The 25537-nt window shown below is 71.8% G+C and carries 15 protein-coding genes and 3 pseudogenes; 13 read left to right on the top strand and 5 right to left on the bottom strand.

Annotated elements, in window-relative coordinates; genetic code table 11:
* Positions 1 to 4: 4 nt before the first annotated feature.
* Complete coding sequence (treZ, locus tag ACFYPJ_RS16170; protein ID WP_389016515.1) at positions 5 to 1750, bottom strand: malto-oligosyltrehalose trehalohydrolase; 1746 nt, start codon at positions 1748 to 1750, stop codon at positions 5 to 7.
* 182 nt (positions 1751 to 1932) lie between these two features.
* On the opposite strand from treZ, the gene ACFYPJ_RS16175 reads away from it, so the two are divergent.
* Positions 1933 to 2484, top strand: coding sequence for an FHA domain-containing protein (locus ACFYPJ_RS16175; RefSeq protein ID WP_389016518.1), 552 nt, complete (start codon positions 1933 to 1935; stop codon positions 2482 to 2484).
* Between the two features lie 183 nt (positions 2485 to 2667).
* Here ACFYPJ_RS16175 and ACFYPJ_RS16180 read toward each other — a convergent pair whose 3' ends face one another.
* The 3 genes from ACFYPJ_RS16180 to glgX all read right to left on the bottom strand — a co-directional run bounded on the left by ACFYPJ_RS16180 (position 2668) and on the right by glgX (position 8850).
* Positions 2668 to 3918 (bottom strand): M14 family zinc carboxypeptidase, encoded by a 1251-nt coding sequence (locus ACFYPJ_RS16180; RefSeq protein ID WP_389016521.1) that lies wholly within the window; start codon positions 3916 to 3918, stop codon positions 2668 to 2670.
* 237 nt (positions 3919 to 4155) lie between these two features.
* Positions 4156 to 6564 (bottom strand): malto-oligosyltrehalose synthase, encoded by a 2409-nt coding sequence (gene treY / locus ACFYPJ_RS16185; RefSeq protein WP_389016524.1) that lies wholly within the window; start codon positions 6562 to 6564, stop codon positions 4156 to 4158.
* A 171-nt stretch (positions 6565 to 6735) separates the two neighbouring features.
* Positions 6736 to 8850 (bottom strand): glycogen debranching protein GlgX, encoded by a 2115-nt coding sequence (glgX, locus tag ACFYPJ_RS16190; protein WP_389016527.1) that lies wholly within the window; start codon positions 8848 to 8850, stop codon positions 6736 to 6738.
* A gap of 196 nt (positions 8851 to 9046) precedes the next feature.
* Between glgX and ACFYPJ_RS16195 the strand changes: the two genes are divergently transcribed.
* From ACFYPJ_RS16195 to ACFYPJ_RS16210, 4 genes are all read left to right on the top strand, one after another.
* Positions 9047 to 9862 carry a Tat pathway signal sequence domain protein gene (locus ACFYPJ_RS16195; protein WP_389016530.1) on the top strand — a complete coding sequence of 272 codons (816 nt, stop codon included), beginning with the start codon at positions 9047 to 9049 and terminating at the stop codon, positions 9860 to 9862.
* A 103-nt stretch (positions 9863 to 9965) separates the two neighbouring features.
* A complete protein-coding gene (locus tag ACFYPJ_RS16200) occupies positions 9966 to 11285 on the top strand; it encodes a copper amine oxidase (protein ID WP_389016533.1) in 1320 nt (439 codons plus the stop codon).
* A gap of 103 nt (positions 11286 to 11388) precedes the next feature.
* Positions 11389 to 12630 (top strand): SAV2148 family HEPN domain-containing protein, encoded by a 1242-nt coding sequence (locus ACFYPJ_RS16205; protein WP_389016536.1) that lies wholly within the window; start codon positions 11389 to 11391, stop codon positions 12628 to 12630.
* Positions 12631 to 12743: 113 nt separating this feature from the next.
* A complete protein-coding gene (locus ACFYPJ_RS16210) occupies positions 12744 to 13466 on the top strand; it encodes a 3'-5' exonuclease (protein WP_389016539.1) in 723 nt (240 codons plus the stop codon).
* A 12-nt stretch (positions 13467 to 13478) separates the two neighbouring features.
* On the opposite strand, the gene ACFYPJ_RS16215 is transcribed toward ACFYPJ_RS16210, so the two are convergent.
* A complete protein-coding gene (locus ACFYPJ_RS16215; RefSeq protein WP_389016542.1) occupies positions 13479 to 14342 on the bottom strand; it encodes a phosphotransferase enzyme family protein in 864 nt (287 codons plus the stop codon).
* 183 nt (positions 14343 to 14525) lie between these two features.
* Between ACFYPJ_RS16215 and mgt the strand changes: the two are divergent.
* The 8 genes and pseudogenes from mgt to ACFYPJ_RS16255 all read left to right on the top strand — a co-directional run bounded on the left by mgt (position 14526) and on the right by ACFYPJ_RS16255 (position 25494).
* A pseudogene (gene mgt / locus ACFYPJ_RS16220) lies at positions 14526 to 15801 on the top strand (macrolide-inactivating glycosyltransferase).
* A gap of 262 nt (positions 15802 to 16063) precedes the next feature.
* Positions 16064 to 16612, top strand: coding sequence for a DUF1697 domain-containing protein (locus tag ACFYPJ_RS16225; protein ID WP_389016545.1), 549 nt, complete (start codon positions 16064 to 16066; stop codon positions 16610 to 16612).
* 219 nt (positions 16613 to 16831) lie between these two features.
* Positions 16832 to 17440, top strand: a complete 609-nt coding sequence (locus tag ACFYPJ_RS16230; RefSeq protein WP_389016548.1) for a TIGR03086 family metal-binding protein — start codon at positions 16832 to 16834, stop codon at positions 17438 to 17440.
* A 1731-nt stretch (positions 17441 to 19171) separates the two neighbouring features.
* The gene (locus ACFYPJ_RS16235) at positions 19172 to 19978 is read left to right on the top strand and encodes an SDR family oxidoreductase (protein WP_389016551.1); all 807 of its coding nucleotides are present in this window, start codon (positions 19172 to 19174) and stop codon (positions 19976 to 19978) included.
* Between the two features lie 27 nt (positions 19979 to 20005).
* Positions 20006 to 20899 (top strand): helix-turn-helix transcriptional regulator, encoded by an 894-nt coding sequence (locus ACFYPJ_RS16240; RefSeq protein ID WP_389016554.1) that lies wholly within the window; start codon positions 20006 to 20008, stop codon positions 20897 to 20899.
* Between the two features lie 403 nt (positions 20900 to 21302).
* Positions 21303 to 21392: pseudogene (locus ACFYPJ_RS16245) on the top strand (IS607 family transposase); the annotation flags it as partial.
* A 32-nt stretch (positions 21393 to 21424) separates the two neighbouring features.
* Positions 21425 to 22775, top strand: a pseudogene (locus ACFYPJ_RS16250) (IS200/IS605 family accessory protein TnpB-related protein); the annotation flags it as partial.
* A gap of 13 nt (positions 22776 to 22788) precedes the next feature.
* Positions 22789 to 25494 (top strand): right-handed parallel beta-helix repeat-containing protein, encoded by a 2706-nt coding sequence (locus ACFYPJ_RS16255; RefSeq protein ID WP_389016557.1) that lies wholly within the window; start codon positions 22789 to 22791, stop codon positions 25492 to 25494.
* The last annotated feature ends 43 nt before the right edge of the window (positions 25495 to 25537 follow it).

Consider the following 25537-nt stretch of genomic DNA (forward strand, 5'->3'; position numbering starts at 1 on the left):
TGGGTCAGCCCTGAAGCAGGACCACGCACGACTCTCCGGGAAGGTGCAGCACTCCGTCCGGGCCCGGCGTCTCGACCGGTTCCCACGCTGCGAGCACCCCTGTCCGGCCGGTGCCCAGGGCAATGGCCGCGTGCTCGGGGCCGAGGTTCACGGCGACCCTGACGTCCCCGCGCCGGAAGGCCAGCCAGCGTGCCTCCTCGTCGCAGGCCACCTTGGTGTCGGTGAGGTCCGGATCGGTGAGGTCCGGCTGCTCCCGGCGCAGCGCGACGAGCCGGCGGTACCAGGCCAGCACGCGCGCGTGGGGCTCGCGTTCCGGCTCCGACCAGTCCAGGCAGGAACGCTCACGGGTCGCCGGGTCCTGCGGGTCCGGCACGTCCTCCTCGGCCCAGCCGTGCGCCGCGAACTCCCGTCGCCTGCCCCGCCGTACGGCCTCCGCCAGCTCCGGGTCGGTGTGGTCGGTGAAGAACTGCCACGGCGTGCCCGCCGCCCACTCCTCGCCCATGAACAGCATCGGCGTGAAGGGCACGGTCAGCGTGAGCGTCGCCGCGCAGGCCAGCAGGCCCGGGGAGAGCGTGGCGGCCAGCCGGTCGCCCAGGGCCCGGTTGCCGATCTGGTCGTGGGTCTGGGCGTAGCCGAGCAGCCGGTGCCCGGCGACGCGGGCGCGGTCCAGCGGCCGGCCGTGCCGCCGGCCGCGGAAGCTCGAATACGTGCCGTCGTGGAAGAAGCCGCCGGTCAGCGTCTTGGCGACGGCGGCGAGCGGAGCCCGCGCGAAATCCGCGTAGTAGCCCTGGGACTCGCCGGTCAGCGCGGTGTGCAGGGCGTGGTGGAAGTCGTCGTTCCACTGGGCGTGCACCCCGAGGCCGTGTTCCGCGCGCGAGGTGATGATCCGCGGGTCGTTGAGGTCGGACTCGGCGATCAGGAACAGGGGCCGGCCGAGTTCGGCGGCCAGGCCGTCCACGGCCGCCGACAGCTCCTCCAGGAAGTGCACCGCGCGCGTGTCCCGCAGCGCGTGCACCGCGTCGAGCCGCAGCCCGTCGATCCGGTAGTCGCGCAGCCAGGCCAGTGCGCTGCCCACCAGATACGCGCGCACCTCGTCGGAGCCGGGCGCGTCCAGGTTGACGGCCGCGCCCCAAGGGGTGTGATGGGTCTCGGTGAAGTACGGGCCGAACGCGGGCAGATGATTGCCGGAGGGGCCCAGATGGTTGTGCACGACGTCCAGGACCACGCCGAGCCCGAGTCGGTGTGCCCGGTCGACGAACCGCTTCAGCGCCTGAGGACCGCCGTACGGCTCGTGCACCGCCCACAGCGACACGCCCTCGTAACCCCAGCCGTGCTGCCCCGGGAACGGGCAAAGCGGCATCAACTCCACGTGTGTCACGCCCAGTTGCACCAAGTGGTCCAGCCGCTCGGCCGCCGCGTCCAGCGTGCCTTCGGGGGTGTACGTTCCCACGTGCAGCTCGTACAGCACGGCGCCCGGCAGCGAGCGCCCCGCCCACTGGGCACGCCACGCGTACCGCCCGTGGTCGACCACCGCGCTCGGCCCGTCCGGTCCGTCCGGCTGGCGGCGCGACCGGGGGTCGGGCAGCACCGGGCCGTCGTCCAGCGCGAACCCGTACCGCGCGCCGTCACCTGCCTCCGCCTGCCCCGACCACCATCCCGCCCGCTCCACATCGAGTGCCAACGCGCGCGTGGCGCCCTCGCAATGGAGCGTCACCCGGTCTGCCTGCGGTGCCCACACCTCGAACTCCACGGACGGTTCCCCTTCGTCTGCTCACCGTGATGTAGCCCGTCCATCGTGCCGCGAGCGGCATCGATCCGCTTTCGAATCCTGGCTTCCCGGCATGTCGCCGCAAGCACGCGCGCGTGGCGGGCGTTCCCGCGTCGCCGGGGCCTGCTGGACACCCCCGTTCGCACTGGCCGACAATCACCAGCGTGACGTCGTCCTTCGAGTACCACACTCATCCCGCGCGGTTGTCGGACGCCGAGCGCGAGAAGGCGCTGAAGGTGCTCCGCGACGGTGTCGCCCTGGGCCGGCTGTCGCACGACACGTTCGTGCACCGCATGGAACTCGTGCTCGCCGCCCGCCGGCCCGACGAACTCGCCGCGCTCACCGCCGACCTGCCCGGAGAGGGCGGCCTCGCGCGCACCGTCCTGCGCGCCGTGGAAGCGGTCTCCGGGTTCACCGCAGGCCTGCGCAGGGCCTGGCAGGCCGAACGGCTGCCCAAGCTGCAACTGCCGCACCCGGCGGCCGTCCAACCGCTGCGCATCGGCCGCGACCCCGTCAACGGGCTGCGGCTGACTCACGAGACGGTCTCCCGCGTGCACGCCGAACTCACCCGGCAGGGCGGCATGTGGGTCCTCAGGGACCTCGGTTCGACCAACGGCACGGTCGTGAACGGGCGTCGGGTGATCGGCGCCGCCGTCGTCCGTGCGGGCGACCAGGTCGCCTTCGGCCGGGTGGCCTTCCGACTCGCGGCGGCGTGAGCGGGGCCCTGGCCGTACCTGTAACCCTGGCCGTACCCGTACCCGTACCCGTACCCGTAGCCCTGTCGGTGTCGGTGTCGGTGTCGGTTTCTGCTCCTGTGCCCGTGCGCCGGGAGCGCCGGGCGCCGTGACGCCACGGCGGCGCCGGCGCGCTCAGGCGGTCGGCGCGCTCGCGTGGCCGGCTCACATGGTCGTCTCGCGTGCGTGCAGGGCCGCCGCCAGCACCGTGCGCGCCTGGTGTTCGACCTGGTGCTCCAGGGGGACCCATCGCGCGCGGAAACGTTTCGCGAAGGCTTCGCACCACCCGGCCACGAGCTGTTCGAGCCCGGGCGCGGCACGATCGTCGGTGGCCCGGAGCACCCGCAGCAGCATCGCCGCCGCCCGCAGCGGCAGCCGCCGTCCGAACGCGTCCACGCTGCCGACGTACGCCATCGTCGTGTCGACGGGCGGTGTGTGGATCCAGTCCGCGGCCAGCCCCGGGATCAGCTCCAGCGCCCACCGGGCGGCCCGCAGCAGCGGGTCCTCGGTGCCCTCCAGCCGGGGCAGCGCGTCCGCCAGCACCTGTTCCACCTGCGTCGCGTCCCGCCGCAACCGGTGTGCGAGCCGCCGCATCGCGGCCGCCGGGGCGGGATGCGGAGCTGGATCGTCCACCAGGTCGCTCGCCCACATCGGCACCTCGACGACGGCCGTCAGACCGCCGTACCGGTGCGCGTGGTACCAGGTACTGTGCCGCGCGTCGTCCGGCATGCTCGGGTAGGCGACGCCGGATTCCGGTCCCGGCATCACCCGCACCCCGGGTCCGGAGGCGGGCCATCCGGCGGCGTCCGAGGCGCCGGTCTCCACCGGGATGTGCAACTCGGCCGCGGACTTGGCGAACGGCTCGGCGAGTCCCGGTACGTCCTTGGTCAACTGCACCCAGCTGCCGCCCAGATCGGTTCCGTGCAGCGTCACCTGGAGGTAGGGCCGCAGTTCGTCGATGACACCGGTCAGGGCCAGCGTCTCGGGCGGCAGCCGGTCCGGCGGCAGCACGGCCGGCGACCACTCCGGCTGCTCCGGCCCGGCCGGACGGTAGAAGCCGAGGTGATAGTCGAGCAGGGTGCGCGGCGCCGGGGTCACATGCAGGCTCGCCCCGTCCGGGTCCGCGCACAGCAGGAAGTGCCAGGCCACTCCGGACCTCAACTCCCTTTCGTGCAGCACCCGTTCGGCCACGGCGAGGAGCGTGGAGCCGCCGGTCGGCTCGTTCGCGTGGGCACCCGCCACCACGAGGACGGCCTGCCGGGCACGTCCCACCGAGAGCAGGTGCAGAGGTCTGCCCGCGCTGGACACACCCACTTGACGCAGTCCGCACAGGCTTGGGCGCTCCCTGGCCAACACCGTCGCGGCCGCAATGAGTTCGGGAACGCTTGGGTAATGCAGCTCCGGCAGCAGACTCACCCCCGACTTGTCCGCCTGACTTCGCCACCCCCAGTGCCGCACGACAGGGGGGAACTGTCAAGGATGGCACGGGGGAGCCGCCAGGGGGCGCCCGGACGCACACTCCGCAGAACGGCACGGCAGGCCAATACCGGCCAGGTGCGGGGAACCGCGGTGGCCCCCGGGTGGGGAACGGTGGTGGCCGGGCCGAGGACGTCCGGCTGACCGGCTGACCGGCTGGGCGTCGGTCCGCCCCGCTCAGCCGGTCCTCGCGGTCCGCTCCAGCAGAACCACCGGCCTCGGCCCGAACAGCTCGGCCACGCGCGCGTGGCCGTCGAACTCCCGCCCCGGGGTCAGTACGTCCACCCAGCGCCCGGGCGGAAGCGCGAGCCGCGTGTTCCGCCAGCCGCCCGCCTCCGCGAGCCGCAGCGACAGCCGCGTCACCGCGGTGACCACCGCGCCGGAACGCGCGAAGGCCACACAGTGCGCCGCGGCCGGACCCCGCGCGGGCAGCGGCGCGTACGTCGCCGCGTCCCCGAAGACCTCCGGCCGGCGCGCGCGCAGCCGCAGCGCCGCCGCCGTCACGGCGGCCTTCTCCCCGGACCGCCCCGGTTCCGGACTCTTCCCGTCCGCGCCGTCCGCCCCGGTCGGGAACCGCACCGGCCGCCGGTTGTCCGGGTCCACCAGCGCCCGGTACTCGTCCTCCGTGCCCTGGTACAGATCCGGCACCCCGGGCATCGTCAGATGGACCAGGGCGGTGCCGAGGACATTGGCCCGTACGTGCGCCGCCAGCGCGTCGCGGAAGGCGGCCACCCGCCCGCCCGGCGGCCCGCACGGGCCGGCCGCGACGAACGCCGCCACCGCCTCCTCGTAGGCCGGATCCGGCTCCGTCCAACTCGTGTACAGGCCCGCCTCGCGCGCGTGCTTCAGCAGGGCCTGCCCGGCCCGCTCCGGGTCCGCCGGGCCGAGCCCGAACACCGTCTGCCAGGCGGCCCAGGCGAGCTGCGCGTCAGGACCGGCCGCGCCGTCGCGGCTCACCTCGGCGAGGACGTCGGCCCACCGCCCCGGGCATTCGGTCAGCACGGCCAGTGCCGCGCGGACATCGGCGCTGCGCTTGGTGTCGTGCGTGGAGACCACGGTCCCGGTGGCCGGCCAGTCGCGCTGCACGCGCGCGCAGTACGCGTGGAAGTCGTCCGGGGACACCCCAGGCCGTCCCGGGTCGCCGCCGACCTCCGTCGCCGACAGCAGCGGCACGTACCGGTAGAACGCGGTGTCCTCCACGGACTTGGCGCGCAGCGCCGACGCGGTCTGCGCGAACCGCGCCCGGAACTCCGCGCCGTCCGGCCCCACGCCCGGCGTCCCGTCGCCGTCCGGCCCCAGCAGCAGGCCGCGCACGACATCGACGGCCTCGCCCTCCTCGGGCACCGCGAAGGCGTGCCGGGCCTGCCCGGCGGCCTCCGCGGTGACCACGTGGGCCGCGTCCCCGGGGGAGTACGGCCGGTACACCCGCATCCGGACCAGCAGCTCCCGCAGCGCGGTGCGCAGCGCCCAGGGCGCGCGGTCGCGCAGGGCGGGGTCCGGCGACGTGGCGCACAGCCGGCCCACCACCCGGGTCAGCCGGTCCGTCTCGGCGGCCAGCTCGTGCGTGAGCACCTTGTAGGCGGCCCGCCGTACCGTCGCCTCCCAGTCGCCGCCCCGGTCGGTCTGCGGCACCGCGAACCGCCGGTAGTGGCCGAGCAGTTCACCGGCCCCGGACGGGTCCGTGAACAGGCCGTCGACGTGCCGCAGGGCGTCGTAGCCGGTGGTGCCGGCGACCGGCCAGGACGCGGGCAGGCACTCCCCGTCGGCCAGGATCTTCTCGACGACGGTCCAGCGTCCGCCGCTCGCCTCGTACAGCCGCCGCAGATAGCGGCCGGGGTCGGCCAGCCCGTCGGGGTGGTCGACGCGCAGCCCGTCGACCACGCCCTCGCGCAGCAACTGGAGGATCTTGGCGTGCGTGGCCTCGAACACCTCCGGGTCCTCCACCCGGACGCCGATGAGTTCCGAGATGCTGAAGAAGCGCCGGTAGTTGAGTTCCGTACGGGCCAGCCGCCACCACACCGGGCGGTACCACTGCGCGTCGAGCAGCCGGGGCAGCGGCAGTTTCTCGGTGCCCTCGCGCAGCGGGAAGGCGTGGCCGTGGTAGCGCAGTACGCCGCCGTCGACCACCAGGTGCGCCCGCTCCGCGCCGAGCGGGCCCCCGAGGACCGGCAGCAGCAGTTGGCCGCCCTGCGCCTGCCAGTCGATGTCGAACCAGCGCGCGTAGGGTGACGCGGGACCCTCCCGCAGGACCTCCCACAGGGCCCGGTTGTGGCGCGGGGACATCGCCATGTGGTTGGGCACGATGTCCACGACGAGGCCGAGACCGTGCTCCCGCGCGGTGCGCGCCAGCGCCCGCAGGCCCTCCTCGCCGCCCAGCTCGCCCCGTACGCGCGCGTGGTCGACGACGTCGTAGCCGTGCGGGGAGCCCGGCACCGCCTCCAGGACGGGGGACAGATGCAGGTGCGACACGCCGAGCGAAGCCAGATGGGGCACGGCGGCCGCGGCCGCCGCGAACGGGAACCCGGGCTGCATCTGAAGCCGGTAGGTGGCCGTGGGCACCGCCGGACCGGATCGCTCAGCTGTCATGCAGACCTACGTACCCATCCCGTCGCCCTCCGTGTCACCGGGCCGGGCAGGTGCCCACGCGCGCGTGACGGATACGGCCACGCGCGCGTGGCGGACGGGCAGTGCGAGGCACGCCCCACCGCGGCCCGGGTGATACGGCCACGCGCGCGTGGCGGACGGCGGCCCCGGACCTCACGGCTGTGCGGGGCGTTGCAGCACCGCGAGGCTGTGGTCCGGGAGGGTCAGGCGGTCGCCGGCCGCCACCAGCGGGCCCGGGTCCGGGGGAACGCCCTGGGCCCGGGAGGTGTCCACGGTGATCCGCCACTGCCGCCCGTGGCCGACCGGCACGAGGAAGTCCAGGGTTCCCGGGGAGGCGTTGAACATCAGCAGGAAGGAGTCGTCGACGATGCGTTCCCCGCGCGGGCCGGGCTCGGAGATCGCGCTGCCGTTGAGGAACACGGTCAGCGCCGAGACCCGCGCCGTCTCCCAGTCCCGCTGGGTCATCTCCCGGCCCTGGGGAGTGAACCAGACGATGTCGGACAGCTCGTCGCGGGTGCCCTCCACCGGCCGTCCGTGGAAGAAGCGCCGCCTGCGCAGGACCGGATGGTCCTTGCGCAGCCACACCATCGTCCGGACGAACTCCAGCAGCTCGTGGCCGTCCTCCGGCCACCGCACCCAGGACAGTTCGCCGTCCTGGCAGTAGGCATTGTTGTTGCCGCGCTGGGTGCGGGCGAACTCGTCGCCGTGGCTGAGCATCGGCACCCCCTGGGACAGCATCAGGGTGGCGGCGAAGTTCCGCATCTGGCGGGCTCGCAGCTCCAGGACGGCCGGGTCGTCGGTGGCGCCCTCGACCCCGCAGTTCCAGGACCGGTTGTGGCTCTCGCCGTCCCGGTTGTCCTCGCCGTTGGCCTCGTTGTGCTTGGCGTCGTACGACACCAGGTCGTGCAGCGTGAAGCCGTCGTGGCAGGTGACGAAGTTGATCGAGGCCAGGGGGCGGCGCCCGTCGTCCTGGTAGAGGTCCGACGAGCCGGTCAGCCGGGAGGCGAACTCGGCGAGCGTCCGCGGCTCGCCCCGCCACAGGTCCCGCACCGTGTCGCGGTACTTGCCGTTCCACTCGGTCCACAGCGGCGGGAAGTTGCCCACCTGGTAGCCGCCCTCGCCCACGTCCCACGGTTCGGCGATCAGTTTCACCTGGGAGACCACCGGGTCCTGCTGGACCAGGTCGAAGAACGACGACAGCCGGTCGACCTCGTGGAACTGCCGGGCGAGCGTGGCCGCGAGGTCGAAGCGGAAGCCGTCCACGTGCAGGTCGAGGACCCAGTACCGCAGCGAGTCCATGATCATTTGCAGGACGTGCGGGGACCGCATGAGCAGTGAGTTCCCGGTGCCCGTGGTGTCCGTGTAGTGGCGTGGGTCGTCCGCGAGCCGGTAGTAGCCCGGATTGTCGATGCCCCGGAAGGACAGCGTCGGACCCAGGTGGTTGCCCTCGGCGGTGTGGTTGTAGACCACGTCGAGGATGACCTCGATCCCGGCCTCGTGCAGCGCCCGGACCGCCGACTTGAACTCCAGGACCTGCTGTCCGCGGTCGCCCCAGGAGGCGTAGGCGTTGTGCGGGGCGAAGAAGCCGATCGTGTTGTAGCCCCAGTAATTGCTCAGGCCCAGGTCGGCCAGCCGGTGGTCGTTCACGAACTGGTGCACCGGCATCAGCTCCAGGGCCGTCACCCCGAGCCCCGTCAGATGCTCGATCACCGCCGGATGGGCGAGCCCCGCGTAGGTGCCGCGCAGTTCCTCGGGCAGTCCCGGGTGCCGCATGGTCAGGCCCTTCACATGGGCCTCGTAGATCACGGTGTGGTGGTACTCGGTGCGCGGCCTGCGGTCGTCGCCCCAGTCGAAGTACGGGTTGATCACGACGGACGTCATGGTGTGCGGCGCCGAGTCCAGGTCGTTGCGCTTCTCGGGTGCGCCGAAGTGGTAGCCGTAGACCTCCTCGCCCCAGTCGACCGAGCCGCTGACCGCCTTCGCGTACGGGTCGAGGAGCAGCTTCGCCGAATTGCAGCGCAGCCCGCGCCCGGGATCGTACGGGCCGTGCACCCTGAACCCGTACCGCTGTCCCGGCATGACACCGGGCAGGTACGCGTGCCGCACGAAGGCGTCGCTCTCGCGCAGTTCCACCGCCGTCTCCGAGCCGTCGTCGTGCAGCAGACACAGCTCCACTCGGTCCGCGGCCTCGGTGAAGACCGCGAAATTGGTCCCGGCGCCGTCATAGGTGGCACCGAGCGGATATGCCTCTCCAGGCCAGACCTGCATGGACACGACTCTTCCAGGTGTGCCGCGCCCGGGGGAGCGCCTCGGCCCCGAGTCCCGTCGGAAAGTAAGGGAACCTGCCGCGGCTTGCTCCCCTCTTACCGAGCGACCAGTGCATCCGGCGCCGCATGAGGCGCCGGATGCCGAATTTGTGGGGCAGACACGTACTCCCGGGACACAGGGGGAGCAGGGGGAAGTTGTGCGCGACATAGTGCACCGCCATCTGGGCAAGGTGGTGGCCGGTGCGGCCATAGCGGTGGCGGGAACCGCCGTGATGACCGCGATCACCCTGCCGGGCACGGCGGGGGCCGGCGAGACAGCAGGCGGCACCGCCGGCGGCAAGGCCGCCGGGCAGGCGGTGCCGGGAGGGGAGCAGGCGCCCGCGCCCGGCGTGGTCGAACAGGCGCCCGAGGAAGGCGCGAAGGGTACGGGGACCGACCCGCTCACCGACGACGAGACCGACCGGGCCGCCAGGATCGCCGCCAACCCGCAGCTGCGGGAAGCCGGCAAGGACGTCGCAGGAGCGCGCGGCCCGCAGCAGCTCACCGTCGACCTCTCCGAGCCGGACGCCGACGAGGTCGACGACCCGGCGGCGCCGCGCCGCGCGGACGTGACGTTCTACGACTACCGCAACGACACCCTCGTCACCAGGACCGTCGACCTGGCCACCGGAAAGGTCGTGCAGACCGGCGTCCAGCACGGCGTGCAGCCGCCGCTGGGCCGCGCCGAGTACGCCGAGGCGGCCCGGCTCCTGATCGCCGACCGGCTGGGCGCGGGCCTGCGCGCCGACTTCCGGGACGCCACCGGCCGGGACCTGACCTCCCCGGACCAGCTGCTGCTCAACGGAGCGGTCTACCGGGCCGCGCCGGGCGCCCAGCCCGCGGCCCTGGACAAGTGCGGCGAGCACCGCTGCGTACGGCTGTTCCCGAAGGTCGTGAACGGGCCCTGGATCGACACCCGCTACCTGGTCGTCGATCTCAGCGCGCGCAAGGTCGCCGCGCTGCACCGCGGCTGACCCGCCGCCGGCTTCGCCGGCGCGGCCCGCCTCCCAGAACCGAACTCCGGTACCGCCCGAATCCCGGTGCCGTCCGCACCTCCTGCAAGGGAGTCACTTCCTCATGCCCGTGAACACCATCAGCCGCGCCCGCACCCGGGCGGCCGTCGGACTGTCCGTGGCGGCGCTGACCGCCGGCGCCACGGCCGGCGCCGGTCCGGCCTCCGCCCAGCCGCGCACCGCGGCGCCCGCCGCCGCCGAGTGCAGCGCCGCCTACCGCGTCGAGCAGAAACTCTCCGGCGGCACCACCTGGCGGATGTGCTGGCGCTACGACAGCAAGGCCGGGCTCGTCCTGGACGACGTCTCCTACCAGCCCAAGGGCGAGGCCAAGCCGATCAAGGTGCTCAACAGCGCCCGGCTCGGCCAGATCCACGTCCCCTATGACGACGGCAGCGTCGAGTACGACGACCTGACGGGCTTCGGCTTCGCGCAGGGCCTGATGAACCTCGCCCCGGGCGAGTGCCCCGGCGGCACCATCAGGACCGTCAAGGTGCCCGGCGCGTGGGACCCGCAGCACCCGAACGTCAAGGGCCTGTGCACCACCACCCGCTCCCGCGGCCACGCCTACCGGATGCAGGGCGACAGCGCGACCAAGGTCTTCCAGGCGCAGGGCCAGGACCTCCTGGTGTACACGGTCAACCAGGTCGGCTGGTACGAGTACATCTCCGAGTGGCGCTTCCAGGACGACGGCACGATCACCATGAACGTCGGCGCGACCGGCAGCCTGTCCTACGAGGACTACGACGCGGGCGACGGCCGCGGCTGGCCAATCGGCAAGGGCGCCAAGGCCTACGCCACCAGCCACAGCCACAACGTCTTCTGGCGGCTGGACTTCGGCCTCGACGGCTCGTCCCGGACGAAGGTCGAGCAGTACGACTCGGCCGTCTCCGCCCCCGCCCACGGCCAGGAGGCGCCGACCGCGAAGACCACCCGCACGACGGTCACCAAGGAACTGGCCGGGGACTACCAGGCGTACCGCTGGTGGCGGATGGTCAGCGCCACCGGCAAGAACAAGGACGGGCACGCCCGTTCGTACGAGATCGTCCCCGGCGCCACCACCAAGTACCCCGGGCGCAGCTTCACCAAGCACGACCTGTACTTCACCGAGTACAACAAGTGCGAGCAGTTCGCCAGCAACAACACCGGCGCCTGCCCCGCCGGATCGGCCAAGTCCGTCGACAAGTGGGTGAACGGGCAGACCCTCACGCACCCCGTGGCCTGGGTGAACGTGGGCTTCCACCACATCGCCCGGGACGAGGACCAGCAGCCCATGCCGGTCCACTGGCAGGGATTCTCCATCGCGCCCAGGGACGTCACCGCTATGAATCCGCTCACTCCCGACGCGCTCTCCTGGCAGAACGGACACTGGCAGCCGCGCAGTTGAGCAACGACCCTGTGCATCCTGCTGCACCGCCGACCGCTTGCGGAGTACCCTTCCTTGATCGTTGGGACGGGGATGTTCCGGGGGAGTGGAAGGCGGTGCACGGGTGGGCGCGGGAGGGCTGGAGCTGCCCCCTGGTGACGAGGGTCACGAGGGGAACTCCACTGACGTCCCGCCCGGCGCGGTGTCCCTGGCCCGGCCGATGGACGCGGTGGGTTCCATCGGTCCGGAACTGGACTGGGACACGGACGCCTGGCTGGAGGTGCGCACCCGGGCCCAGCGGGCCGGCCGGGCCTACATCTGGCTGAACCTCGTCGAGCAGCGGCTGCGCGCGGTCGTGGCCGCGGTCCTGCGGCCCGTCTACGAACCCGTCCACGGGGACGACTGGGTGGTCGCCGCGGCGGGGCCCGCCGGACAGGAGTGGGTGCAGCGCGCGGTCGCCGTACGCGAAGTCAGCCGCCGCAAGGGGTATCTGCTCGATCCGGCCGACGACAACGTGCTCAGCTTCCTCACACTGCCGCAGCTGCGCGAACTGATGGTGCAGCACTGGCCCTGCTTCGAGCCCTACTTCGACGAGCGCCGCGACGTCGAGCTCGCCCTGGACGAGCTGGAGGTCACCCGCAACGTCGTCTCGCGCAACCGCGCGCTGTCCGAGGCCGTCCTCAGCCAGGCCGAGCGGGCCTCCGCCCGGCTGCTGGAGATCCTGGGCGCCGGCGGTGACGTGCCGTCGTCGCGCCGGCTGCCCGTCGACGCGGTGGAGGACCTGGTCGGCGACCGGTACGCGGACGTGGTCGCCGTCCATCCCGACCGGGTGCGGCTGCTGCGCCAGTTCCCGGCCGAGGACATCTTCGACGGGGCCCGCCGCCTCGACGCCATCGGCATCGGCCTGAACCTGCTCGTGCAGAACTTCTCCGGGCGGCGCCTGGTGCGCATGGCCGAGTCCGGCGGCCGGGTCCGCCTGCTGTTCCTGAACCCGGCCTCCAGTGCGGTGAAGCGCCGGGAGCGCGAACTCGGGATGAAGCGGGGCGAACTGAGCCGGTCGGTCGAGATGAACATCCTGCACATGCGCCGGGTGCGCTCCCGGCTGCGCGACCCGGGCGCCTTCGAGATCCAGGTGTACGACGAGACGCCGCGATTCACGGCGTACCTCGTGGACGGTGACGGCACGGACGGGATAGCCGTGGTGCAGTCCTATCTGCGCGGGGCGCGGGGGATGGAGTCGCCGGTGCTGGTGCTGCGCGGCGGCAGCCGGCTGGTCAAGCCGGACGATGTGGTGGAAGCCGGTCTCTTCCCGACCTACCGCGAGGAGTTCGAGCTGGCTTGGGCGGATTCGCGCCCCGTGTCCTGAGTCGTGCCCGGCCCACCCCTCGGCACAAGCGGAACGCGGTCCTCTGATTGTCAGTGGCGCGTGCGATCGTGGAGACCACTGGGGGAACGCACCACCAAGAAGGGGGGCCGCCCATGGGCTGGCACCAGGAGCTGATGATCGGCTTCGACCTGGAGACGACCGGCACGGATCCACGCGAGGCGCGCATCGTCACGGGCGCCGTGATCGAGGTCAGGGCCGGCCGGCCCTTGGGGCACCGGGAGTGGCTGGCCGATCCGGGCGTCGAGATCCCCGCCGACGCGGTGGCGGTGCACGGGATCAGCAACGAACGCGCGACGAGCGAGGGCCGCCCCGCCGACCAGGTGGCGGACGCCATCGCCGGCGTCCTGGCCGCGCATTGGACGGCGGGCGTGCCGGTCGTCGCCTACAACGCGGCCTTCGACCTCTCCCTGCTCTCCGCCGAACTGCGGCGCCACGGCCTGCCGTCGCTCTCCGACCGCCTCGGCGGCGCCCCGCCAGGGCCGGTCGTCGACCCCTACACCATCGACCGCTGGGTCGACCGTTACCGTCGCGGCAAGCGCAACCTCGAAGCGGTCTGCGCGGAGTACGGCATCGTGCTGGACGCCGCCCACGACGCCTCGGCCGACGCGCTGGCCGCGGCGCGGCTGGCCTGTGCGATAGCCGACCGCCACCCTAAGATCGCCGAACTGGGCCCGGCGGACCTGCACCGCCGTCAGATCGAGTGGTTTGCGGACCTGGCGGCGGACTTCCAGAACTTCCTGCGCCGCAAGGGCGACGCCGGCGCGGTGGTCGACGGGACCTGGCCGCTGCGGGAGGCTGCGGACGAACGGGTCTGAACGGGGCCCGGTTCAAAAGGAGTACCACCGCACCGTCTCGTCCCCGTCCCGCAGCGAGGCCACCCGCCGCCGGAACTCCGCCAGCGCCGCAGGACTGGCCGGCGCGTGCTGGGCGACCCAGGCGCAACTGGCCGTCTCCCGGGCGCCGCGCAGCGCCGAACAGCCCGTCCAGGCGCGCACGTCCCAGCCGTACGTCCCGGTGAAGGCGTCGTACTCCTCGGCGGGCAGGCCGTAGCGGTCCCGGGAGAGGGCCATGACCACCAGGTCGTGCTCGCGCAGGTCGGCGGAGAAGGTCTCCAGATCGACCAGGACCGGTCCGTCCGGGCCGATGTGCACATTGCGGGGCAGTGCGTCGCCGTGGATCGGGCCCGGCGGCAGCTCGGGCGTCAGCGTGGCGGCGGCCGCTGCGAAGCCGTCGCGGCGCTCGCGCAGATAGGCCGCGTCCTCGGGGTCGATCGTGTCACCGGCGAGCCGCAGCCAGCGCTCCACACCGCCCAGCAGCTCGCGGGGCGGCAGCGCGAAGGAAGGGGCGGGCAGAGCATGCACGAGCCGCAGCAGCTCGGCCAGGTCCCGCGCCTCGGCCGGCCGTACGGCCGCGGGCAGCCGGTGCCACACGGTGACCGGGTGCCCCGCCACCAGCCGGGCCTGCGGCTCGGCCGCCCGCACCGCCGGGACGCCCGCCTCGGCGAGCCAGCCCGCGATCCGCAGTTCGCGTCGGGCCCGCTCCAGCAGTTCGGCGGCGCGGCCCACCTTGACCACCAGGTCACCGGCGGCGAACACCGCGTTCTCGCCCAGCGCGAGCAGCCGCGCGTCCCGGGCCGGACCCGGCAGCACCCCCGCCGCGGCCAGAACATCCCGCGCGCGTGCCTCGTCCATCGTCCGCCTCCGTGTCCGTGCCCACGGCGCCGTCCGACCCGCGCCGCCCGCCGGCCAGTCTCGCATCCGCACAGGTCGGCGGATGTGCGCGGGACCTCGATGCGGTGCGCCGGGGGCAGCCGCGCGACCGGATCGGCGCGGCCGGGGCCACGGCCGGACCTCAGGGCCGCGGTGCTCCGGCGGCTGTGGCGCACCCGCCGGGAAACCTCATTGCACGAGACGTATCGTCTCGTTTAGCGTCGACGGCATGACCCATCCCTCGCACATCGCCATGTTCTCCATCGCCGCGCACGGCCATGTGAACCCCAGCCTGGAGGTGATCCGGGAACTCGTGGCGCGGGGGCACCGGGTGACGTACGGGATCCCGCCGGTCTTCGCCGAGAAGGTGGCCCGGACCGGGGCCGTGCCCGTGACCTACACCTCCACGCTGCCCGGCCCGGACGCGGACCCCGAAGCCTGGGGGACCACCCTGCTGGACAACGTGGAGCCGTTCCTGGCGGACGCGATCCAGACGCTCCCGCAGCTGATCGAGTCCTACGAGCACGGCGGGTACGGCGTACCGGACCTCGTGCTGCACGACATCGCCTCCTATCCGGCCCGCGTCCTCGCCCACCGGTGGGGCGTGCCCGCGATCTCCCTCTCCCCGAACCTGGTCGCCTGGGACGGCTACGAGGAGGAGGTGGCCGAGCCGATGTGGGCCGAACCCAGGAAGACCGAGCGCGGCCAGGCGTACTACGGGCGCTTCGAGGGCTGGCTCCGGGAGAACGGGATCTCCCAGCACCCCGACACCTTCGCCGGCCACCCCAGCCGTTCCATCGTCCTGATCCCCAAGGCGCTCCAGCCGAACGCCGACCGGGTCGACGAGCGCGTGTACAGCTTCGTCGGCGCCTGCCAGGGCGACCGTGCCGCGGAAGGCGAGTGGCGGCGCCCGGCGGGTGCCGAGAAGGTCGTGCTGGTGTCGCTCGGATCGGCGTTCACCAAGCAGCCCACCTTCTACCGGGAGTGCGTCGCGGCGTTCGGGGACCTGCCGGGCTGGCACCTGGTGCTCCAGATCGGGCGGCACGTCGACCCGGCCGAGCTGGGCGACATCCCCGCGAACGTGGAGGTGCGCTCGTGGGTCCCGCAACTGGCGATCCTCAAGCAGGCCGACCTGTTCGTCACGCATGCCGGTGCGGGCGGCAGCCAGGAGGGGCTGGTCACGGCCACGCCGATGATCGCCGTGCCGCAGGCCGTGGACCAGTTCGGCAACGCCGACATGCTCCAGGGGCTCGGCGTGGCCCGCCGCCTGGACACGGAGGAGGCCGACGCCGCGACCCTGCGGTCGACGGCACTCGCCCTCGCCGACGACCCCGAGGTGGCCCGGCGGCTGAAGCGGATCCAGGCCGAGACGGCCGAGGAGGGCGGCACCCGGCGAGCAGCCGACCTGATCGAGGCGGAACTCCGCGCTCACCGCGGCTGACCCCGCGAAGCGGCGAAGGCTCGCCGGCTCTCGCGAGACCGGCGGGCCTGGTTCCGATCCGCCGGAAGACGGCCGGTTTGTGATGACGAAGCCCCGTCGGGTGAGTAACAGGTCTGCGCAGAGGTTGATCCCAGCCCCTGGAATCGGCCAGAGTTTCGACCAGCCCGCGACCATGGGTTCGCGCGACAACGGGTCCCCGCGGCCACGGGCCCGGCCACCGTGCCCGCCCCCACGGGGCACGGCGGCCGCCTATCGTGTGCGGATGAAGACCTATGCGGCGCTGCTGCGCGCAGTCAACGTGACCGGCAGGAAAATGCCGATGGCCGAGCTGCGCCAAGTCCTGACGGGCCTCGGCTACGACGGCGTACGCACCCATCTGCAGAGCGGCCAGGCGGTGTTCGGGACCGACCACGGCGACGAGGAGTCGCTGGCCGCGGAGATCAGCCGGGCGCTGGAACAGAGATTCGGCTTCCGGGTGGACACGCTCGTGCGCGATCACACCTATCTGAAGGCGGTCGCCGACGCGTGCCCCTTCCCGGCCGCCGATCTTGAGCCCAGGCAACTCCACGTCACCTACTTCTCCGAGCCCGCCGACCCGGCCGGCTACGCCGACATCGACCTGGCGGCCCATCTCCCGGAGGAGTTCCGTCTCGGTGACCGGGTCCTGTACCTGTACGCCCCCGTCGGTCTCGGCCGTTCCAAACTGGCCGAGACCCTGTCCCGGCCGCGCCGGACCAAGGATGTGATCGCGACCAGCCGCAACTGGAACACCGTGCTCAAGCTCGTGGAACTGACCGCCCCGGCAGCGTGACCTTCCGCGGACCGAGGCGCGCTGTCTGAGCCCCCGTACGAGGCGGGTGAGCCCCGGATCCCGCGGCAAGGCGTCGAGGTTCCGGCTGCGACTGCGGCGGAGGCGAGCGTGCCGATCCGGCACGCCCACCGGACCCGACCACCGGACCCGCCCGCCCCCGCGTCGACGCTGTCGCGTTTGTTCAAGAGAGGTGACTCGGCGCTGCCTAGCGTGGGCGCCATGACGTACCACGATCTCCACCCCTACCTGCTCGAATGCGCGGCCGAGGCGTCCCGGGTCGCGCACGGTGTGCCCGCCGCCCGGCTCGGTGACCCCACCCACTGCCCCGATTGGGACGTCCGCGCCCTCGTCAACCACTGGGTCCTCTACACCTCGCACGGCCTGGAGCACCGCGCCCTGCGCAGGCAACTCTCCGAGGAACTGACGGCCCGTGACTTCACCGCCGATCCCGCCTGGGCCGAGGCGTACGCGGCTCAGTTGGACCGTGCCGCAGCCGCCTGGGCGGACCCGGCGGTCTGGGCGGGCGAGATCGACCTCGGCATGGCGAAGATGCCGGCCGCCGGCATCGCCGCGATGATCATCAAGGAGATGGCGGTGCACGGCTGGGACGTGGCGGTCGCCACCGGTCAGGAGTTCCGGCTCTCGGGCGGCGCCGCCCGCCTGGTCCTGGAAGTGGTCGAGGAGCACGCCGACCTCTACCGGCAGTACGACGGCTTCGCCGAACCCGTGCCGGTGCCGGAGGACGCGCCCGCGTTCGACCGGGCGCTGGCATCGAGTGGCCGGGACCCGCGGCAGGGGCCGACCGGGCAGGCATCCTCGAAGGACTGAGCCACGGCGCTCGGTCCGACGTCCTGCCGGGCACGTGATCTGCGACTGGATCTGGCACGCGCCCCGACGAGTGATCCGGCGCACGACCCGACAGGCGGCCTGACAAGCGACCCGCCACCTGCTCCGGCGTCCGACCCGCCACCTGCCTGAGTGACCGGCCCGGCGACTGCGCAACAACACGGGGGACGACGGGCGGCCGGCCGGGACCGGGGACGCCGGATGACTCGCGGCGCGTTTCGAGGCGGACCCGCCGCATCTGACCGCCGTGGCCCACCGGTTGCTCGGCTCGGCCGCCGAGCCGGTCGCCCGCGGTGCCCCGGCCGCCGTGGATCGGGCCCGCTTCACTGGGCTCGCCCTGCTGGACGGCGCGGTCGGTCTGGTGATGGCGCCGTTCGGCCGGCCGCGGAGGGGCGACTGTGTTCACGCTGAGCCGGCCGACGTGCCAAGAAGCCATGCGCCCGCTGCGGCGAAGTGGCCAGCATCTACGCCCGCCGATCGGAGGGCGGCATCTGCAGTCCGTGCAGGAACAAGGAGGCGGACGCCAAGGAGGAATGCGTCGACTGCCGGCGGATGATGATCTCGTACCGGCTCCTGCCCGACGGCACCAGCCTCTGCCAGACCTGTGCTCCCAAGAACACCCAGACCTGTTGCCGTTGCGGACGACTACGCCGGGTAAACGCACTGACCTCCGACGGACCGGTCTGCGGCAGCTGCTACTCCAGCCCTCCCCGCCTGTGCGGTGTCTGCGGACAGATCGTCCCCATCGTCGCCCGAGCCGACGGCACCAGGCCGGACACCTGCGACCGGTGCTACAAGCGACACGAGAAGACCTGCGCCATCTGTGAAAGGGTCCGCCCAGGCCACCACATCAACGGCGGCCGGGGCCCGTTCCACTGCGACACGTGCCGCCCACGTGCTGAGTGCGCATGTGCCCTGTGCGGCCAGGTCGCGAAGGTCAAGGTCTTCTGGCCGTGAGGGCCGGTGGGCAAGTCCTGCTACAGAACAGCTCTGTCGACCCCCGCACCGTGCGCAACGTGCAGCCGACCTCGCATCCTGATAGGTCAGACGGCCGAGGGAACCCTCCTGTGCAAGGCATGCTCGTTCCCCGACGAACCGGCCGAGCGGTGTTCGGCCTGCGGCGAACCGGCGGACCTCTACTCCGGCCACCGCTGCCCCCCCGCTGCATCCTGGCCGCCCGCGTGACCGAGCTGCTTTCCGCGGACGGCGCAAGCGTGACCCAGCCACTCCAACCCCTCGCCGTCGTTCTGACCGACGCGGGAAACCCCCTACCGCGTCCTGCAGTGGCTGCGCCGAAGCCCCGCCGCCCAATACGTGTCCTCGCTGACGTGACCGGACCGGGCTACGGGCCCGTTCACCCTGCGGGCGAATACTGCGCCGGGCCGTCGCCGAAACACCTCGGTCCCCCACGTGACCGGCTCTTCCTTGCGGAGATGTCGTGGGCACCACCCGTCACGTCACCGTGGGCTTCGTGCGGATGCCAGTGGAACTCAGCTGAGTGAGTCAGCGCACCAGGCAAGGGGGGCTCTCACAGTTCCTGTATCACCAGGGTCTCCCAGACGTCCAAAACACGTGTCAACCTGGTTGAGTCGAAAGCGCCGACAACACTCCATGGACACGCACCGCAGCTTTACCCTCATCAGTTCAATTCAGCTGCCCCGAATGTGCGAACCGTGTCGGCGCATTCTTCCGCGACAGAAGGGACGGAGACCAATGGCGGACAACCAATTCACCACTCACACAGAACTTTTCGATCTGAGTGGGAAGTACGCTCTTGTCACTGGCGGCACCAGGGGCATTGGGATGATGATAGCGCGGGGACTTCTCCAGGCAGGCGCCCGCGTCGTCATCAGCTCACGGAAGGCAGACGCGTGCGCGGAGGCACAGCATCTACTGTCCGAATTCGGCGACGTTCGAGCAATTCCCGCCGACCTGTCCAGGCGCGACGAGTGTCAGCGCCTCGCTGATCTTGTCAAGGCCGACTCGGAATGCCTGGACATCCTTGTCAACAACGCGGGAGCGATGTGGCGCGAGCCGCTGGCGACGTTCCCGGACGAGGCCTGGGACGCAGTGATCGACCTCAACCTCAAGTCGCCGTTCTGGCTCGTGCAGGCGCTGCTCCCCGCACTTCGCAGGGCGGGCACCGCCGATGATCCCGCGCGGATCATCAACATCGGCAGTATCGCCGCCATCCACGTCGCCCAGGCGCCCAACTACTCGTACGCCAGCAGCAAGGCGGCACTGCATCAACTCACCAGAGTGCTTGCCAGGGAGCTGGGCCCACAGCACGTCACGGTGAACGCGGTAGCACCGGGAGTGTTCCCGTCGCAGATGATGGCGTCCACGCTCGATGCCATCGGCGACACGATCTCAGCGGCGGCCCCTCTGCGCCGGCTCGGCCGCGACGACGACATGGCGGGTATCGCCGTGTTTCTCGCTAGCCGGGCTGGGTCCTACCTCACGGGCGCCATCATCCCGGTAGACGGCGGCGTCGCGACGACCGCAACGGGTACCCCTTAGGCTGCGGGACGGGCGTACGGTGAGGGGATGGCCACGATGGATCTACGCACCGATATCCGGGAGTTTCTCAGCTCGCGTCGCGCCCGCATCGCACCCGAGCAGGCGGGCCTGCCCGCTTACGGCGGCAACCGTCGGGTCAAAGGTCTGCGCCGCGAGGAGGTAGCGCTACTGGCGGGGGTATCGGTCGACTACTACGTGCGCATGGAGCGTGGCAGCCTCGCCGGTGCCTCCGATGGCGTGCTCGACGCGTTGGCCTCTGCCTTGCAACTCGACGAGGCCGAGCGCGACCACCTGTTCCACCTCGCGCGCCAGTCCAGGGCGCCCAGCGGCCCACGCCGGTGTAGGCCTGCCGTGACGGTGCGCTCGACACTGCAGCAGGTGCTCGACGCGATCTCCGATGCGCCGGCCTGGATCGGTAGCGGCCGTTATGACGTGCTCGCCATGAATCAACTCGCCCGCGCGCTGTATTCACCGGTGCTGGCCGACCCGCGACGGCCCGCGAACACAGCGCGGTTCGTCTATCTGAGCCCCGAGGCGGCCAGAGATTTCTTTGTCGACTACGACCGAATTGCCGGTGACGTGGCCGCGAAGCTACGCATGGAAGCCGGCCGCAATCCGCACGACGAGGAGCTGATCGCCCTGGTCGGCGAACTGTCAACGTGCAGTGAGCTATTTCGGCAGCGGTGGGCATCTCAGGACGTGCGGCTGCACCGGTCCGGCCGCAAGCGTGTGTGCCATCCGATCGTGGGCCGGCTCGAATTGGACGTCGAGTCCCTGGAACTGCCCGCCGAACCCGGCCTGCACCTCAACGTCTACACCGCACCCGCGGGCACGCCGACCGCTGACAATTTGGCGCTCCTGGCGTCGTGGGCGGCCACCCAACAGACGCTGGCGACCGAGCTCGAAGCACACAACGGATAGTCCGACCCTTCAGCCGTACTGGTCAGCGGACCATGACGTGGGGTAACAATCTGCGGGCCATGGCCGTCGAGCCCGGCGATGTCCACGCCGTCGCTCCCGGCGCTCCGGCCGCCTCAGTCACCATGCCGACCAATTGCATCCACCACATTCGAAGGCGAGCAACCGAGTTTCCGCTCCGACCGCCGTGGACCGGCCGTCCCCGGCACCTCGCCGACCGCTGCATGACATCCAGGTCGTCGTCGGCACCCACCCGGCACGGCGTTCCTGGCGGCTCAGCTGCTCACGGACCGAAGCCAGCTGCGCACCACTCGCCGATTGCGCTCCTCGTGCGCTTGGGCGGCTTCGGCCAGTCGGCGCCGGGCGGTGCGGTCCGGAAAGCTCAGAATGGGCAAGGGCGAACGGTGTGCACCCGCATACGGCCTATCGGTGGTTCCGTGAGGGGACCTTGCCGGTACCGGCTCAGCGGGTTGGGCCGCGCACGATCCTGGTGAACATCGAGGCGAACACCGCGCCCGGGGCGGTCGGCGGTGGGGGCTGTCCCGCCGAGCCCAGCACCAGCACCTCATGTCGCTGGACGCTGGTATCCGTACCGTCCGGCACCGTCTGTCTCTCCCCTTGGGTGAGAAGGGCAGCCGGGGCATGCCGGGCGGCTACCGCTCCAGACACGAGTGGTTCCCAAAAGCGCGGCGGCCGGTCATCCTTGAGGGCGAGTACGAGCGTGTCCGTACAGAGCGTGAGGCCGGGCGTGTGTCGGTGGTGCGGGGTGGCAGACAACTGCTCAAGCAGCGTCATAACCTCACCGTCGCAGGCAAGACCGAGATCCAGTGGCGCCGAGTGGGAAGCGGCCCGCTGGTTTTTCACCGCTGACGGCGAGTCCGGAAAGCGGTACGGGAATGAGACTGTCCGCGTCACCCCGGACGGCGAAGTGTCGATCAGGCTCCCCGCGTCGCTCGCGCACCTGGCCAACGCCAGGCACGGCCGGTACGTCCTCGCTGCCCGCGTGAGCTTCCCGCACCGGGGCGCCGAGTGGTGCGACCGCATCACCGGCAACCGGGCCGTGGCCTACCGCATCCACCTCGACGTGACCCGTGACGGCTGGTATCTGGACGCGTCCTGGACCCGCAAAGACCTTCCCGTCATCCCCCTGGATACCCTGCGCTTTGACGGCGTGGTCGGCGTGGACACCAACGCCGACCACCTCGCCGCATGGCAGCTCGACCGGCACGGCAACCCGATGGGCGCACCGCGCCGCTTCGACTACGACCTGTCCTGCACCACCACGCACCGCGACGCGCAGCTCCGCCACGTCCTCACCCGCCTCCTGCACTGGGCCAAGACCACCGGCGTGCAGGCCGTCGCGATCGAAGACCTCGACTTCACCGACTCCAAAACCCGCGAGAAACACGGCGTCAAGAAGAAGTTCCGGCAGCTCATCTCCGGCATCCCCACCGGCCGCCTCCGCGCACGCCTGCTGTCGATGTGCGCAGAAGCCGGCATCGGCGTGATCGCCGTGGATCCCGCCTACACCTCGGTGTGGGGCGCCGAACACTGGCAGAAACCGCTCACCAGCAAGAACCGCAAGACCCCCCGACACGCCGCCGCCTCGGTGGCGATCGGTAGACGCGCCCTCGGACACCGGATCAGACGACGGACGGCACCGCCCCGCCAGCACCAGAGCGATGCCGGCGGGCATCGGACCGCCCAGGCCCCATCCAGCGACCGAGGGCGCGAGGAAACCCGCCCCGGCATCCCCGGCCCACGGACACGATCCGTGTCGCCGGATGCCGAGCGAAAGCGGGCGACCAGGACACCCAAAACCGTTCGGGATGTCCGCAGTGCACAGGTTTGGCCCCAAGACCCACTCCCGCTCACTGATGAGGAACGGTCACATGCCCACGCACCGAAGAGTCACCCTCGTCACCCTCGTCTCCGCCGTCCTGGTCCTCGGAGGTCTCGGTGGTCTCGGCACACCGAGCCTCGCCGCCCAGACCCAGACACGAACCCAGCTACAGACCCAGAACCAGAATCAACCCCACAACCAGCACCAGACTCAGACCCGGCTCCAAACCCAGGTCTCGTCCCCCCTCGACGTCTATGTGTCACCGGCCGGCGACGACCACGCCGACGGCAGCGCCCGCCATCCCGTCCGCACCCCGCCGCGCGCCCGCGACCTGGTCCGCGCCCGGACCGCGGAGATGCAGACCGACCTGACCGTGCACCTGGCGCCGGGCACCTACCGCCTGGCGCAGCCCCTCGTTTTGGACGCCCGCGACTCGGGCGCGGACGGGCACCGGGTGATCTGGCAGGGCAGCGGCGAGACCGTGTTCAGCGGCGGCCGCCAGGTCACCGGCTGGCACCGGGAGCCCGGCCGCACCGGACTGTGGTCCGCGCCCGCGCCCCAAGGGCTCACCGACACACGGCAGTTGTACGTCGACGGGGTGCGCGCCCAGCGGGCCCGCGGCACCGTACCGGTGACCCTCACCCAGACCGCCACCGGCTACACGGCGTCCGCCGACACGATCGCCCGCTGGAAGCGTCCCGCCGACGCCGAGTTCGTCTACACCAGCGGCGAGGCCCTGTGGAACGCCGAACGCAACGGGCTCGGCCAGTGGACCGAGCCGCGCTGCCGCATCGCCGCCGCGCAGGGCACCGAGATCACCATGGCCCAGCCCTGCTGGGACAACTCCAACAAGCGGGTGGAGTTCCCCGACATCCCCGGCCGCACCGTCAGCATGGTCGGCCCCGGCCGGCTCACCAACGGCGGCCGGGCCTCGTACGTCGAGAACGCCTACGAACTCCTCGACCAGCCCGGTGAGTGGTACCTCGACCGGACGGCCCGGACGGTCTACTACCTGCCGCGCCACGGCGAGAACCTGGCCCGCGCCGACGTCGAGGCCGCAGCCGCCGAGAAACTCGTCGACGGGCAGGGCACGGCCGCCGATCCCGTCCACGACATCGCCTTCCGCGGCCTGCGGTTCAGCTACGCGACCTGGCTGTCCCCGAACACCCCCACGGGCTTCTCCGAGATCCAGGCCGGCAACACCATCACCGGTGAGCGGGGCTGGGCCACACAGGGCCTGTGCCAGTACGTCGAAGGCGGCACCTGCCCCTTCGCGTCCTGGACCAAGATGCCGGGCAATGTCTCCTTCAGCTACGGCCGGCGCATCGAGTTCAGCGACGACGTCTTCGCCCACCTCGGCGCCGCAGGGCTGGACCTGGGCACCGGCAGCGCCGACGCTACGGTCCGCGGCAGCGTCTTCACCGACATCTCCGGCAACGGCCTTGAGATCGGCGGAGTCGACGGCCGGACTCCCGCCTCCGGCGTGACGGTGACCGACAACCATCTCTACGCGCTGCCCCGCGAGTACCACGGCGGAGTCGCCGTCCTCAACGGCTACACCGAGCACACCACGATCGCCCACAACCAGATCGACCACGTCGGCTACTCCGCGATCTCCATGGGCTGGGGCGGCTGGCCCGACAAGATCGGCGACCCGGCGACCCCCAATCCCAGCCACGACAACGCCGTACGCGACAACCTGATCTTCGACTACATGCAGATGCTCGACGACGGCGGTGGCATCTACACCCAGGGCCTGACCGGCACCTCGATGGCCGACGGCGAGAAGGTCGCGGGCAACGTCATCCACGATCAGTGGGGCCTCGGCAAGAGCGTCTACACCGACAACGGCTGCACCTACGAGACGGTCGAGGGCAACGTCCTCTACGGCGCCTCCTACGCGAACGTCGCCTCCCGGCACACCGATTACCGCGACGGCCTCGGCAACAATGACCCGACCCTGGTCAAGGACAACTGGTGGGAGGAGGGCACCGCCGACGGCGACAACAAGGGTCTGGTGACCACCGGCAACCACATCATGACGGGCCTGTCCGACGTACCGGCGGACATCCTGGAGAACGCGGGGCTGGAACCGGCCTACCGGCACCTGCTGGACGTCTCGGTCGCGGCACCGTCCGTCCCCGAGGCGCCGTCCCGCATCGGCACGAGTACCGCGGGGCCGGACGCGCTGTACGTCACGTTCAACCCGACGTTCGCGGACGGCGGGCCACCGGTGACGCGGTACACGGCCCGGGCATACGACGCGACGGGCCGCCAGGTCGCCGAACAGGCCGTCGGCGCCGCCGAGTTCAAGCGGACCGCGCTGCTGCGGATCGGTGGCCTGCCCGCGTCCGGCGGCCCGCTCACCGTGACCGTCACCGCGCACAACGCACACGGCGACAGCGCCCCGGCGCTCGCCTCGCTCCCGCTGGCCCCCACCGCAGCGACCGTGCCGGCCGCTGCCCCCACCGGCCCCAAGCTGCGCATGGAGGCCACGGCGGCGACTCTGGCCTGGACCCCGCCGGCCGCGATGGGCGACGCGAAGATCGTCGGCTACCGGGTGACGGTCTCCGACGGCCGTGACCCCATCGCCGTCACCGGCCGGGACGCCCTGGTCACCCAGCCCTCGGCCAAGGCCATGTTCCGGGTGATCGACGGGCTCGAACCCGCTACGTCCTACACGGTGACCGTCGCGGCGGTGACCGCGGCCGGCACCGGCCCGGCGGCCACCGTCACGGCAACGACCAAGCCCTGATCCACCACGCCCCCCTGCCGGGCCCACCCAAAACCAACCCCGG

The sequence above is a fragment of the Streptomyces sp. NPDC006012 genome (assembly GCF_042871185.1).
Taxonomy (GTDB): domain Bacteria; phylum Actinomycetota; class Actinomycetes; order Streptomycetales; family Streptomycetaceae; genus Streptomyces.